12 protein-coding genes are annotated in these 14,786 nt (G+C 49.3%); 2 read left to right on the top strand and 10 right to left on the bottom strand.

Annotation, left to right across the window (positions count from 1 at the left end):
• Positions 1-14 precede the first annotated feature (14 nt).
• From L2713_RS09620 to L2713_RS09575, 10 genes are all read right to left on the bottom strand, one after another.
• Positions 15-2,867, bottom strand: a complete 2,853-nt coding sequence (locus tag L2713_RS09620) for a molybdopterin-dependent oxidoreductase (RefSeq protein WP_086903568.1) — start codon at positions 2,865-2,867, stop codon at positions 15-17.
• A 17-nt stretch (positions 2,868-2,884) separates the two neighbouring features.
• Positions 2,885-3,085: a twin-arginine translocation signal domain-containing protein gene (locus tag L2713_RS09615; RefSeq protein ID WP_011624444.1), complete on the bottom strand. Its 201-nt coding sequence runs from the start codon at positions 3,083-3,085 to the stop codon at positions 2,885-2,887.
• A gap of 380 nt (positions 3,086-3,465) precedes the next feature.
• Positions 3,466-4,494 carry a formate dehydrogenase subunit gamma gene (locus L2713_RS09610; protein ID WP_011624443.1) on the bottom strand — a complete coding sequence of 343 codons (1,029 nt, stop codon included), beginning with the start codon at positions 4,492-4,494 and terminating at the stop codon, positions 3,466-3,468.
• A gap of 49 nt (positions 4,495-4,543) precedes the next feature.
• Positions 4,544-5,140, bottom strand: coding sequence for a formate dehydrogenase FDH3 subunit beta (gene fdh3B / locus L2713_RS09605; RefSeq protein WP_007651894.1), 597 nt, complete (start codon positions 5,138-5,140; stop codon positions 4,544-4,546).
• A gap of 26 nt (positions 5,141-5,166) precedes the next feature.
• Positions 5,167-8,019, bottom strand: coding sequence for a molybdopterin-dependent oxidoreductase (locus L2713_RS09600; RefSeq protein ID WP_248967861.1), 2,853 nt, complete (start codon positions 8,017-8,019; stop codon positions 5,167-5,169).
• 17 nt (positions 8,020-8,036) lie between these two features.
• On the bottom strand, positions 8,037-8,234 hold the full coding sequence (locus L2713_RS09595; protein ID WP_011624441.1) for a twin-arginine translocation signal domain-containing protein: 198 nt from the start codon (positions 8,232-8,234) through the stop codon (positions 8,037-8,039).
• A 167-nt stretch (positions 8,235-8,401) separates the two neighbouring features.
• Positions 8,402-9,079, bottom strand: coding sequence for a TorD/DmsD family molecular chaperone (locus L2713_RS09590; RefSeq protein ID WP_089068735.1), 678 nt, complete (start codon positions 9,077-9,079; stop codon positions 8,402-8,404).
• Positions 9,080-9,089: 10 nt separating this feature from the next.
• The gene (locus L2713_RS09585) at positions 9,090-10,751 is read right to left on the bottom strand and encodes a 4Fe-4S binding protein (RefSeq protein WP_167373723.1); all 1,662 of its coding nucleotides are present in this window, start codon (positions 10,749-10,751) and stop codon (positions 9,090-9,092) included.
• Between the two features lie 186 nt (positions 10,752-10,937).
• Positions 10,938-11,594: a DUF3306 domain-containing protein gene (locus tag L2713_RS09580; RefSeq protein WP_248967721.1), complete on the bottom strand. Its 657-nt coding sequence runs from the start codon at positions 11,592-11,594 to the stop codon at positions 10,938-10,940.
• On the bottom strand, positions 11,594-12,058 hold the full coding sequence (locus tag L2713_RS09575; protein ID WP_089068732.1) for a DUF3305 domain-containing protein: 465 nt from the start codon (positions 12,056-12,058) through the stop codon (positions 11,594-11,596). Before L2713_RS09575 ends, L2713_RS09580 begins: the two co-directional genes overlap by 1 nt.
• Before the next feature lie 297 nt (positions 12,059-12,355).
• Here L2713_RS09575 and L2713_RS09570 point away from each other — a divergent pair, with 297 nt between their 5' ends.
• Positions 12,356-13,252 (top strand): formate dehydrogenase accessory sulfurtransferase FdhD, encoded by an 897-nt coding sequence (locus L2713_RS09570; RefSeq protein ID WP_248967720.1) that lies wholly within the window; start codon positions 12,356-12,358, stop codon positions 13,250-13,252.
• Positions 13,253-13,308: 56 nt separating this feature from the next.
• Positions 13,309-14,214 (top strand): substrate-binding domain-containing protein, encoded by a 906-nt coding sequence (locus L2713_RS09565; protein ID WP_011624435.1) that lies wholly within the window; start codon positions 13,309-13,311, stop codon positions 14,212-14,214.
• Positions 14,215-14,786 lie beyond the last annotated feature (572 nt).

Here is a 14,786-nt window from a genome sequence, read left to right as displayed (position 1 = left end):
AGCTTAAGCTGCACTTACGCTTTAACGATCTGACAGAGCGACGCTTTGGTTTCCTGCATTTGAGTCACAGGGTCATAACCATAGGTCAGTGCCGTGTTAGCGGATTCACCGATAACGTAAGGCACAGTGCCCTCAGGATAGTTAGGCGCTAAGCTTTCACCGTGCATCACACCTGCAAAGTGGTATGGCATAAAGGTCACACCTGGTTTAACGCGTGGCGTTACCATGGCTTGTACTTTTATGCGGCCACCTTCGGCGCCCTCTAACCACACAAACTCGCCGTTGCGGATACCGCGGTCAGCTGCGTCACCTGGGTTGATTTCAACAAACATTTCCTGTTGAAGCTCAGCCAGCCATGGGTTAGAACGAGATTCTTCACCACCACCTTCGTATTCCACTAAACGACCAGAAGTCAGTACCAGTGGATACTTGCCGCTGAAGTCTTTCTCTTGGATTGACTTGTATAGTGTTGGCAGACGATGAACTTGCATGTCGTCGTAGGTTGGGTATTTAGCCACTAAGTCACGGCGTGCTGTGTATAACGGCTCGCGGTGAACTGGCACTTGGTCTGGGAAAGTCCAAACAATACAACGGGCTTTCGCGTTACCAAATGGAATACAGCCGTGCTTAATTGCCACGCGCACGATACCGCCTGATAAGTCGGTCTTCCAGTTGCGTCCTTCTGCTTCGGCTTTTTCTTCCGCAGTCAGGTCATCCCACCAACCGAGTTGCTTCAGCAGCTTGTCGGTAAATTCTGGGTAACCGTCTTGGATCTCGGCACCTTTAGAGAAAGAACCTTCAGCCAGCAGGTTTTTACCATTGTATTCAACGCCATAACGAGCACGGAAGTTACCGCCGCCGTCTTTAACGTGTTTGGATTGGTTATACAGAATTTGGGTGCCAGGGTGTTTAGCTTCTGGTGTGCCCCAACATGGCCAAGGTAAACCGTAGGTTTCGCCCTTCGCTGGGCCGCCGGCGGCTTCGAGCGTCTTGTTGCTGAAAGTGCCCCAGTTTTGGGTGTGCAGCTTGATACGCTCAGGGCTTTGACCTGTCATACCGATGGTCCACATGCCGCGGTTGATTTCGCGGGTGATTTCTTCGATAACCGGTAAGCCGTTTTCTTTGGCGATGCGTTTAGTGTATTGCTCGGCGATACCGAGTTTTTGCGCTAAACGGTACATGATTTCGATGTCGGTTTTTGACTCGAATAAAGGTTGGATAACCTGCTCACGCCATTGGATAGAACGGCCTGAGTTAGACACTGAACCTTGAGTTTCAAACTGAGTCGCAGCGGGTAACAGATACACACCATTCTTACGACGGTGCATGACACCGGCCATGGTTGGGAATGGGTCGACAACCACGACTGTGTCCATCTTGTCTAAGGCATCACGCACTTCACGTTGACGGGTTTCAGTGTTGACCGATTGACCCCAGAAGAAGGCCATACGGATATTGTCTTTTTGTGCCAGCTTGCTCTTGTCTTCTAACACGCCATCGTGCCAGCGAGAACAAGGAATACCTGGGGTGGTCATTGGATCTTTGCCTAAATAGGCGTTTTGATCGAAGCGGCTCTTCACCCACTCCATATCCAGATCCCACACATGGGTCCAGTGAGTCCAAGCGGCTGAGGTTAAACCGTAGTAACCTGGCAGGTTGTCGAACAGCAGACCTAAGTCGGTCGCGCCCTGTACGTTGTCGTGGCCACGGAAAATGTTAGTACCGCCACCAGAAACGCCCATGTTGCCTAAGGCTAATTGCAGAATACAGTAAGCACGAGTGTTAGCGTTACCGACGTGGTGTTGAGTACCACCCATACACCAAATCACAGTACCCGGACGGTTTTCTGCCATCAGTTTTGCGGCTTGATAAACCACTTCTTCGCTCACGCCAGTGATATCCGCCACTTCTTTAGGTGGGAATTTTTTCACTTCTTCACGGATGGTTTCCATCTCGAATACGCGTTGTTGGATAAAGGTTTTATCTTCCCAACCGTTTTCGAAAATGTGCCATAACATACCGTAGATAAAGGGAATGTCGGTACCAGGACGAATCGCGCAGTGCAGATCTGAGTGCGCCGCTGTGCGAGAGAAACGTGGGTCAACAACGATGATTTTCGCGTTGTTTTTCTCTTTGGCGATCAGAATGTGTTGCATTGAAACCGGATGCGCTTCCGCTGGGTTTGCCCCGATCAGGAAGATGGCATTGGCATTCTGAATGTCGTTGAAAGAGTTAGTTTGCGCACCGTAACCCCAAGTGTTAGCAACACCGGCTACCGTGGTAGAGTGACAAATACGAGCAGAGTGGTCGACGTTGTTTGTGCCCCACATGGCCGCCAGTTTGCGGTACATATAGCAGCCTTCGTTAGAGAACTTAGCGCTACCCATGAAGTACACAGAGTCTGGGCCAGATTCTTTACGAATGTTGAGCATTTGGTCGCCCACTTCGTTAATCGCATCTTCCCAAGAGATTTTTTTCCACTTGCCATCAACCAATTTCATTGGGTATTTCAGGCGTTTTTCACCGTGGCCATGCTCACGCAGTGCAGCACCTTTCGCGCAGTGACCGCCGGCATTGAATGGGTGATCGAACGCAGGTTCTTGACCTGTCCACACACCATTTTGCACTTCGGCATACAGACCACAACCCACAGCACAAGCACTACAAATCGTACGTTTAACTTCGATCGGCGCGTCGTGTGGCACATCTTTGGCTTCTGCGCGGCGCATCATGCCAGTACCCATCAGAGAAGCGGCTGCGATACCACCAGTAGTAATACCTGCTTGCTTCATAAATTGACGACGGCTAATGCCTAACGTCGGTTTGTCGGCCACTTGGGCGACATCGGACTTGCGAGTTAACTTCATCGCTGACTTCTCCTAGATTAGCTACGCAGGCTATCGTAATAGCTGATAATGTGCGCAGTTTCGTGGTAACCCTTAGGCTCTTTAGTTGTTACCTTGCTGCTCTCGCTGGCTTGGGCTGCGCTCATGCCGGTAGCGGCAATTGCGGCGCCGGCAACGCTGCCAACGGTGAGTGCTTTAAGCAAAGAACGGCGAGATAAATCGCTAGGTTGTTGCTTCATGCTGACTCCTGAATGAGGGGTTATGGTTCTTGGATGGCGCGACTTTTCGAGGGATTAAACTCGTTATCAAAAAGTGAAGATTAGAGGTGGAAAAGATAATGAAATCATCTTGCTTGCCGTTAATCATCGCGCGTGAGGGCAATATAGTAGGAAAAGATTGAGTAGGATTTGATCTAGAACAGTTTGCAGCCGGACAGGCAGGCGCGCTGATGCAAAAGCGTTAACTCGCTCATGGTTTCGGCACTTGTGTGAGCACGCAAAAATGGGTCAATTTTCGGATGAAAATGAAACGCTTGTTAATGAGTTGTTGTTTGGGTTCTAGGTAAAAAAACACCTCGCAGTGCGAGGTGTTTTTATTGGGGTAAAGCTTCAGGCTTTAGTTAGTCTTTATAACGCAGACTGCCGTTAGCTTTGATTTCGTCATACCACAAATTGTGGTGCTGGATTGCCCAGTTCTCATCACAATAGCCTGACTTCATGCACTCCATACCGCCTTCACTGAGTACGGTCGCCATCCAGATATGCACTATGGTAAAGGCAATCAGGATAACGGCACTGATCGAGTGGATCAGCAGCGCGCCCATCGAGGCTTCACGGGGTAGGTCTAAGCCGGGTAATACCAACATGATGCCAGACACACTGATAAACAGCCCGAATAGGGTCAGTGTCCAGAACCACATTTTTTCACCGGCGTTAGCAAAACCACTGTCAGGGTGTTTGCCTTTGAATGGGCCAAAGTTGATATAGCCACCGACCACAAGGAACCATTTAAGATCGTACATCTTAAAGGTTTGTAGCGGCATCCATTTCACCACGCAGACAATCCACGCCATGATAAAGATGGGGCCAGCCCAGTCGTGCACGGTTTTACTGCCGTAGATCAGCGGTGCCCAGATGTCGGGCCCTAGCAGCTCTTGCACGACATGCTTACCGAGCATAATGGTTAAGCCGGTAAACATCAGCGTGAGACAGCTAATTGCCATGATCCAGTGGATCCACAGATCCGCTTTAGACCAACGAGCCACCATCTTGCCTGAAAAGCCGTGGCTAAGTCTTGAAGGACCATTCACCAAGTAAAACAGTAAGAAAGCACCAAACACACCCGTTACAGCTAAGGCCATAATCGGGGTGATGTATTGGTTTCTCAGTTCTTTACCTTGGTTACCGGCAACGTTAATCAACACCCCAGTTTCGACCCCTTTGGCTGTGGTATAGCCAGTTTCACCCGACTTTACCGCGCGCCACAGATCGGCTTCGCTGGTTTGCGCTTTCGCCTGTTGTTGACTCGATTGCTGATCACTTGCCTGTACTGGGCTTGCGCTCATTACTGAACCTAGGCCCAATCCCATCACGAGTACCATCAGAGCAAACAGACTGCGCAGTGATTTGTTTAACTGTTTGTTTAACATTTTCACTCCTTGCCAGAGGTTAGGGATGACTCCCTAACCATCACTCTGCTTAGTTAATCTCACCGGTCTTTGGGTTGTAGCCCCAAATCACGTTAGGATTGCCTCGAGAGGCCATACGTTGACGGTAGATGTTTGATACCACTTCCGCATCACCCGCAAGCAGCGCTTTGGTTGAACAAAGCTCAGCACACATAGGTAGCTTGCCTTCAGCAATACGGTTGGCACCGTATTTCTTGTGCTCGGCTTCGGAGAAGGTTTCTTCTGGGCCACCGGCACAGAAAGTACACTTGTCCATTTTACCGCGGCTACCGAAGGCGGTTTTCTTCGGAAATTGTGGTGCACCAAACGGACAGGCATAGAAGCAGTAGCCACAACCGATACAGGTATCTTTGTTGTGTAGCACAATGCCATCGTCGGTACGGTAGAAACAATCTGCCGGACATACGGCCATGCAAGGAGCGTCGGTACAGTGCATACATGCTACTGAAATCGATGCTTCACCCGGTTGACCATCGTTAATCGTCACCACGCGGCGACGTTGAATACCCCACTCAAGTGCGGAGTCGTTTTCGTTTTTACATGCTGTGACGCAGCCGTTACACTCGATGCAGCGTTTGGTGTCACACAAAAATTTCATGACTGCCATAATGGCTTATCTCCTCATCAAGTAGGTTAGGCTTTGCTAACTTGGCAAAGGCTGGACTTAGTTTCTTGCATCTGAGTCACAACGTCATAGCCGTAAGTTAAAATGGTGTTTGCCGATTCACCTTGTACATAAGGTACTGTACCTTCTGGGTAATTCTTCGCGAGGTTTTCACCTTCGAAGATACCGGCGAAGTGGTATGGCATAAAACATTCACCCGGAACAACCCGTGGTGTCACCATTGCCTTCACTGTGATCTTGGCGCCTTCAGGACCATGAACAAAGACATTGTCACCGTCACGGATACCACGGTCAGCAGCGTCTGCTGGGTTCATTTCGATGAACATTTCCTGTTGTAGCTCGGCCAACCAAGGGTTAGAACGAGATTCTTCACCACCACCTTCGTATTCCACCAAACGACCAGAGGTCAGTGTCAGTGGGAAGCCTTGGGTGAAGTCCTTATCCTGAATTGACTTATACAGTGTCGGTAGACGGGCAACCATACGGTCTTCGTAGGTTGGGTACTTAGCGACTAAGTCACGACGAGGAGTGTAGAGTGGTTCGCGGTGTAGCGGGATATCGTCTGGGAAAGTCCACACGATACAACGCGCTTTTGCGTTACCGAAAGGAATACAGCCGTGCTTGATGGCAACACGTTGGATACCACCAGAAATATCTGTTTTCCAGTTTTTGCCTTCGGCGTATTTTTTCTCTTCTTCAGTTAAATCATCCCACCAACCCAATTGCTTGAGCATGTCGGCGGTAAACTCAGGATAACCATCTTGAATTTCACTGCCTTTGGAGAATGAACCGTCGGCGAGAATATTCACACCATTGTGTTCAACACCATAACGGGCGCGGAAGTTACCACCACCGTCTTTCACTTCTTTAGATTGATCGTAAAGAATTTGGGTACCAGGGTGTTTCATTTCTGGCGTACCCCAACATGGCCAAGGTAAGCCGTAGACTTCGCCTTTAGCTGGGCCGCCCGGTGCGGTAAGGCTGTTCACATCGAATGTGCCCCAGTTTTCTTGGTGCATTTTCAAACGTTCTGGGCTTTGACCTGTGTAACCGACGGTCCACATACCTTTGTTGAACTCGCGAGTCACATCTTCAATCAATGGCTCTTCGCCATTGACTTGGATGTGCTTACAGAATTCTTTTTCGATACCCAGCTTTTTCGCCAGTTTATACATGATCACGTGGTCAGGCAGAGACTCAAACAGTGGCTCGATGACTTTAGAGCGCCATTGAATCGAACGGTTAGTGGCAGACACTGAGCCGTAGGTTTCAAATTGGGTCGCCGCAGGGAGTAGATATACCCCATCTTTACGCTGGTGCATCACACCGGCCATAGTTGGGATTGGGTCAACAACGACCACTGTATCTAACTTGTTCAGCGCTTCACGCACTTCACGGCCACGGGTTTCGGTGTTAACTGATTGACCCCAGAAGAACGCCAGACGGATATTGTCCTTTTGCGCGATCTTGGTTTTATCTTCTAGCACACCATCGTGCCAGCGAGAGCAGGGAATACCCGTTGAGGTTTGTGGGGTTTGACCTAAGTACTCGCCTTGGTCGAAACGGCCTGCAACCCATTTTGGATCTAAGTCCCAAACGTTAGACCAGTGAGCCCAAGCGCCAGAGGTTAAGCCGTAGTAACCGGGTAAGTTGTCGAATAACAGACCAAAGTCAGTCGCGCCTTGTACGTTATCATGACCACGGAAAATGTTAGTACCACCGCCTGATACGCCCATGTTGCCCAGCGCTAACTGTAAAATACAGTATGAACGGGTGTTGGCGTTACCGACGTGGTGCTGAGTACCGCCCATACACCATACGATAGTGCCTGGTTTGGTTTCGGCTAACATTTTAGCGATACGATACATCTGCGCCTTAGGCACGCCAGCAACGTTTTCGACTTCTTCAGGCGTATATTTTTTCACTTCCTCGCGGATACGTTCCATACCGTATACACGTTGCTTGATGAACTCTTTGTCTTCCCAGCCGTTTTCAAAAATGTGCCATAACAGGCCATAGATGAATGGAATATCGGTACCTGGGCGAATATGCACGTACTCGTCAGACTTAGCTGCAGTACGGGTGAAACGTGGATCAACAACGATAATCTTAGCGCCGCGCTCTTTTGCCACCAAAATGTGTTGCATGGCGACTGGGTGTGCTTCACTTGGGTTTGAACCCACAAACATGACGCACTTAGAGTTGCGGATATCGTTTAACGAGTTGGTTTGCGCACCGTAGCCCCAAGTGTTAGCAACACCGGCTACCGTGGTAGAGTGACAAATACGGGCTGAGTGGTCGACGTTGTTTGTGCCCCACAGTGCCGCGAGTTTGCGATATAAATAAGCCTGTTCGTTAGAGAACTTAGCGCTACCCATAAAGTAGATAGAGTCAGGACCCGATTCTTGGCGAATCGCAGTCATTTTATCACCCACTTCATTGATGGCTTGATCCCAAGAGATCTTCTTCCACTTACCGCCTTCTAACTTCATTGGGTATTTCAGGCGTTTCTCACCGTGGCCGTGTTCACGCAGTGCAGCCCCTTTCGCGCAGTGGCCGCCTTGGTTAAATGGATGATCGAACGCGGGTTCTTGACCTGTCCACACACCGTTTTGCACTTCAGCATAGATACCACAACCCACAGCGCAGTGGGAACAAATGGTACGTTTGACTTCAGTCGGTGCATTATGGGGGATATGTTCCTGCGCCTGTGCTTTACGCATCATACCTGTGCCAAGCATAGACGCGGCGGCGATACCACCAGTGGCAAGACCTGCAGATTTTAAGAATTGGCGACGATTAAGACCGAGGGCGGGCACTTTAGGCTCGACGACTTGGTCTGTTTTGCGGGTTAATCGCATCACACACACTCCTCTGGTTAGTTGTTCAACGACGCATAGTAGTTACGGATATGGTCGGTTTCGCGATAGTTGTCACTCTTAGTTTCGCTTGGGGCAACTGTTGGGGTCGCAGCCAGAGCTTGGCTACTGACAGTCGCAACCGCGCCAGCCGCACTGCCGAGTGCCAATGCTTTGAGCAATTGACGACGGCCCATGTCGGAAGCTTGCTTCTTCATAGTGTCTCCTTGTGTTACTGGGTGAGGTGATGCATACCACGACCACCTCGGTTACTGTGGAAGCCTAAGCTTCCTTTTTGTGGCAAAGGTGAACCTTAAGTCCACCTTTGCCTATCAAACTAAAACGCGACAGGCACTGAATCTGCGTATCGCTAACCGTTTTAAGTTTAGTTCATTAATTCCACTTGTTTTTCTAAATCGCTGGCGGCGGGTTGTAACTCCGCACTGCCGGGGCAATTGACGGGAATGTCTAAACTCAGTTGTTCAAATTCGGTGGCTTCCATCTCGAAAAACGCCTTAGCAAGATGGGCAACCGTGGCATAAAACGCTGCGCTCGGGGCTTTGCTGACGGCATCGCAGAAGCGCTGAATCCAACTGCCCATGTGGCGCTGATAGAATGCCAACTGGCGGTAGCCTGGGGCTTCAAGGATTAGCGTACCCATGACTTCGCACAGAGCGGCTACATGATCCTCAGGTTCTTTGACGTTTTCTTCACGTTCAAAACCGAGTTGCATTAAGTCTTGGCGTAGCAGAGCCAAGGGCTTATCCATCAGTGAGCCTGTCATAAACCAGCTGCCATAGGGCAGGATTTCGCCACAACCTACACCGAGGAACAGGGCAAAATACTCATCTTCTAATTGTTCACTGCTGAACTGCTGCGCCGCTAATTGCAGGGATAACCAAGCCTTGGTCATCTCATTGTCTTCATTGGCATCGATTTCAAGATTGGCCAAAAATTGCAGTAGTTCAGGGCTTGGATGGCGACGCAACAGGGCGGCCAACAGTTGATAGATATCGGCTCTCAACTGATCGTTTTCTGATACTTGTCTTACTGATTCGGTCATAGCGGATCTCTTATCGCAGTTGCTTTTCAGGATCTTGAAGAATGTCTTCAAACATGTCTTTTACCCGGCAATCGCCACACATTTTCAGTCGTTCAATATTGGCTGAGAATGCGCTGTGCGCGCCGACCATATCCAGCATCCGATGCACCATAGATTGGGTCGCAAAAGGAGAGCCACAGCGAATACATTCGAACGGGGCTTCTTCTTTCAGGGTTTGTAATTGCTGACGAGCAGCTTTATCAAAGTTAATTTGTGGCGTCAGGCTAATGACCTTTTCAGGGCAAGCCGCCTCACACAAGCCACATTGCACACAGTTTTGCTCAATAAAGTGTAGTGCAGGTTTGTCGCCACCATCTTGCAATGCCATGGTGGGGCAAATTGCCACACAGGACATACACAGGGTACATTTCTCGACATTGACGCTGACGTTGCCGTAGGGAACGTTGTTGATACTCAAACAACTATTGATTTCACCCGCTTGGCTGTTTAGATGATCAATCGCATCAAACAGAGTGTTACGTTTGCTGGTGGACGCAAAAGCGCCGGGCACAATCACCGGCCAATCGAGGCTGATGTCGAGCAGAGGCTCCAAATTCGCCAGCATGCTTGGGTCGATAAGACTCAAGCGCTGCGGTTGGCCCATTTCATCTAAAATGCTGTTGGCTAAAGCCAGTTCGCCTTTCAACATTTGTGTGAGTGTAGGGGCGGTTGCCTCGGTATTGAGGATTAACACTTGGCGAGCGCCCCAAGCCAGTGAAGCTAACCAATGGTCAATGCTGGCAACGGTAATTTCTTCGAGGGCGACAGGGAGCACATCCCCGGCTAAGTCGTCCCCTATCAAGCTCGCGCCAACCGCGTTGTCGTGGAACAGGATCACTGGTGCGGTTTGGGCTTGCTCACGGTAACGGTTGATAATTTTGTTCAGGTAAGAATGCAATGCCTGTGGCGTCGGTAAGTCATAACCAATTGCACCCGTTGGGCAGGCGCTTGAACAGCTGCCAGCGCCGTGGCAGAGGTAAGGATCGACCTCAATTTTCTTAGCGACACTGCTAATCGCATCGGCTGGGCAGAAGTTGAGGCAACGGTTACAGCCGTTGATGCCATTACGGTCATGGGCGCACAGGTCGGCATTGATTTTGACGTAACGGGGTTTATCAAATTGCCCCACTAGTTCAGGGAGTTGCTCCAGCGCATCGGCCAGTTTGGCTTCGTCTTGACCGACATAGAAATAACCCGGTGGCAGCATCTCTAAATTCAAGCAAGGTGTGCTGCTTAAATCGAGAATCAAGTCGAAATGAGGTTTACGAATGGCGACAACACTCAATTCCGCCGCGCCATTTTGATGCTCAACGCTGACCTGGAATTGACCTAAAAATCCTTTAATGCCAATGAGTTTGTTGTAGTAGCTTTCAACATCCGTCGCCGCAGCCATCACCTTTTCAAGGTGGGTTTCATCTTGGCTGGTAATCGCTTCGTTAGCCAAAATGACACGGCTCGCCATAGTGGACAATTTGTCCGCCGCGAGGCGTGCCAGATCCTCTGGGCCAATAATTAGCACAGTGCCTTCAGTGGTGTAGCTCACTGTTGGCGGGATCAGATTCTGTAAAATCTGCGTTTGGGCTAACACATTTTGCCGCGCTTGTTTTAGCGCAAGCTGGGTTTGATTGGTCATCAAATGAGTGCTCACATTGCGTTCCTGAACAGTACTTTGGCTGCTCTTTTATAGCTGTTTTGCTGCAGATTTAGGCGGTGATTTGAGACTAAGTCATTGCCTTTTCTGCTTTTATCTAAGTTTTTATCCCTTAGTACAGCAATTCACATACCAAAGTTATGGACATAAAAATTAGCTAAACTGACATTAAACAACTGGCTTTTGCATCTGAGCGGCAGGCTCTGGTGCATTTTGGGGTAGGTCATCAGTCTCCCCATCCAAATTGTCCGTGATCTGAGTGTTTGCTAACTCGGTTTCGACATCACTGTTTTTTGATTCCATTGTATTTTCTGCGTCCACCACCGCATCGTTAGGGATTGAGGCCAGATCTTCGTCTGACTCTTCATTCTCTTTGGTGATAAAACGGAATACTTTTTGGGCTAACTCAGCGGATACTTCAGGCGTCAGCTTTGGCTGATTACTGTAGTCGAGCGCATATTCCAACAGACCATCTATCTCATTGAAATGAGGCTGTTTCCACAAGGCTCGTAGCGCTGCTGTTTTGGCCGCGGGGTCAACATTGGCTCCCATAAACTTAGCAAAGCTTCCGCCAATCTCAATTTCTTCGGGATTGGGCAATTCCTCCGCGGTGAGGAGACGGTTGGGATCCTCCTCGGTTTTTGGGAGGGCATCTTGAGGTTCAGAAGTCGTCGCGGCAGGCTCTGCCGTGGTGTCAGGCTTTACTTCTGCAAGATTTTCGGCCGTAGTTTGGGCTGCAAGTGCGGCTTCTTCGGCTGCGACTTGCTCACGGCGCTGGCTCCAACGGCTAAAAAAGCCGTTAGCCTTAGGGGTTGAGTCAGTCATTAGTCCCTCCGCAATGGGTCGCGGCTAGGGCCTTGGTTTTTACGGTGGTCGACATGCTTGCGACGATAAGCGGCGATTTCAACTTCGCCGTATTGGGTGATAAAGGCTTCAATCCAGCAGGCGATGGCTTCGGGCATCAGCATGTTGATAACGGGAGTATTGCCTTCAAGGCAGCCTGCCGCCACGTTTTGATCCGCCGAGAGTAGCGCGGGGACCCAAGTGCCATCTGCCATTTCATCGCAGACCAAATACAGCATGGCATTGTCCATGTCGAGGTTGATGCGATAACTGGCGCGCTCATCTTTGTGCAGTTCAAGCAGCACTAAGGTCGCGCCTTCGGGGGCGTCGTGGGTGGCGGGCAGCAGATGATCGATTTCCCATTGTACCGAGGTCCAACGGCCCATTTGTTTCTCTACTTTTTTGAGCGAAACGTACATTGGCCAAACACTAGTAGTATGTTGCATTGTCTCTCCGTTTCAGCCGAGAGGGGACGAACCTGAGCTAACGGTTCTCTTTCCCCTACTGATTGCGATAAAAGGTCACTGCAATATTAATGCCATTAAACAGGGGTTATTTGTTTGAGGTGGATCATCAAAATAAGGGTGAATTTAGGACATTTTGTCTAATTGGACATTTTGTCTGGGACATTTACGCCCAGTGAAATATTCAGAATTGCGACGGATCACGCATTTAGTCCAGAGTTTCATACCTAGGTATAAATATTGCTATGCTGATGCCATCACACGTAACGCGGTAACATTATGATTTCTGATAATAGTTCTAATATTGCTCAGCAAGCACAGCCGAATGACCCTCCATCGTCAGCGAAGCCAGCCTTCACATTTGTGAAAACACAGGCTGAAGTGCCGTTAACGATCGCAGTCAAAGCCGTTGATGAGTCGGGCGAGGTGATTGATAAGCATGTTGCCTGTGAGAGGCCCTTAACGGTTTACCTGAACTGGCGCCCGATTGTGACTTTGATGACCTTAGGGGCAAAACCCGAGTCGCTGGCGTTAGGCTATCTTAAAAATCAGGGCTTTATTTCAGATGTCAGCCAGTTAGACTCCGTAATTGTCGACTGGGATGTGAACTCTGCCGCCGTATTAACTCGTGAACAAACTGCCGATATCGAGCAAAAATTATCGGAAAAAACCGTGACCTCAGGCTGTGGGCAAGGAACTGTATATGGCAGTTTTATGCAGGATTTAGATGATATCCAGCTACCCACACCTAGCCTTAAGCAAAGTACGCTCTACAGTTTGCTTAAAAATATCAACGAATATAATGATACTTATAAGAATGCCGGTGCCGTTCATGGCTGTGGTGTTTGCGAGAACGACCAGATCCTTGCCTTTGTGGAAGATGTGGGACGTCACAATGCCGTGGATACCTTAGCGGGTGATATGTGGTTGGCACAGGATCGGGGCGATAACAAAATTTTCTACACCACGGGACGACTCACCTCGGAGATGGTGATTAAGGTCGCCAAAATGGGGATCCCCGTATTGCTGTCGCGCAGTGGCGTGACACAAATGGGTTTAGAGCTAGCTCAACAGCTGGGCATCACTATTATTGCCCGAGCGAAAGGGCGCCACTTTTTGATCTATCACGGTAGTGAAAATCTCGAATTTGATGTGAATACCCCATCAGGCAACTAATGCCGAGATAAATGGTATTGATTGAACTCAGAGAGACAGGACGACAAGGACATAAGATGACATCCGCCAGTGAATTGATTTACATGAGTGCGAAGCAGGTTGCTGAGTATTTAGATCTGAACGAGAAGAAAGTCTACGCCATGGCGAATGACCGAATTCTGCCAGCAACGAAAATCACCGGTAAATGGCTATTCCCTAAGGTGCTAATTGACCGCTGGGTGATGGACTCCTGCCACAGCGGCATGTTAACCGACCGACTCTTGATCACTGGCAGTGATGATCCTCTGCTTTCTATGTTAGTCGCACGCTTAATGGCGCAGGTTGGTAGTCGTGAGCTGATCAGCTACAGCGCAACAGGCTCGCGCCTTGGGTTAGAGCTATTAGCAAAGGGATATGCTGATGTTTGTACTCTGCACTGGGGCAGCATGGAGGATAGAAATATCCGCCATCCAGCCTTACTCAAAGGTTATCAGAACCATCAGCAATGGATCATGGTCCATGGCTATTCCCGCCAGCAAGGTTTGATCATGCGAACCGATATGCACCACAGATGCCAAGAAGAGGACAAGGTACTCACCTTGCCCTGGCGCTGGGTCAGTCGCCAAGGTGGCGCAGGAAGTCAACAACATTTAGAACAATGGCTATTAAAGCAAGGGGCACGTTTAGATCAACTCAATGTGGTGCTAACAGCCTACAGCGAGCGTGAACTTGCAGGATATATAGCACGGGGTGATGCCGACATTGGTTTTGGGTGCCAATCCGTAGCCTTGGAAAGTGGTTTAAGCTTCGTGCCACTCGTCAAAGAGTCCTTCGACTTTGTTATGCCACAAAGCATCTACTTCCGCAGACAACTGCAACAACTCTTTACTATGTTAAGCAGCGGGCATACACGCCAAATGGCGGCGTTGTTAGGCGGATACGATCTTACTGATTGCGGCCAGTTATTGTGGAGTGCTAACTAACGCCACAAGTGAGCCGCGTTGCACGGCCTTATACTTTTATGTAGCTATATAAGTATAAGGTCGCTACTTCCTCTCTTTGTTCTCCAATTCTAATTGCCGACTTTCATCTTTATTCCTTTTTGGCTTCAGCGGTACGTTTCAATCGAGCGATGAACTGCTGTAATTAATGATTTTGCTGGCATGCAGTGGTGATAAATGCAGCGACTGTGGATAACTTTGGGAATAAGTGGTGGGTAGCTTGTGCCTAGTTTGGGTGTAAAAAGCGATTTGAAAAATAATGCAAAAAACCTGAAAAAAGCCCTTGCACAAAAAGTTCTGCTGCCTATAATGCGCATCCACTGACACGGCAGACAGCGAAAGCAACCGCGGTATCAGTTAGAATCGAATGCAAAATGTGCAGTTGATTCGAAAGCCTCAAGAAGTTTGCAAAAACGCCTTGACGCGACAAGGGAAATGCGTAAAATACGCAGCCCTGACCCGCTGAGCGGTAACGCGAAAGCCGAGGTCAAATGCTCTTTAACAATCTAAACAAGAAATCTGTGTGGACACTCACAGGTGTTGAGTTAATCGAA

It is taken from the genome of Shewanella seohaensis (genome assembly GCF_023283775.1).
In the GTDB taxonomy this organism is placed as follows: domain Bacteria; phylum Pseudomonadota; class Gammaproteobacteria; order Enterobacterales; family Shewanellaceae; genus Shewanella; species Shewanella seohaensis.
This window is presented reverse-complemented; position numbering and strand designations above follow the sequence as displayed.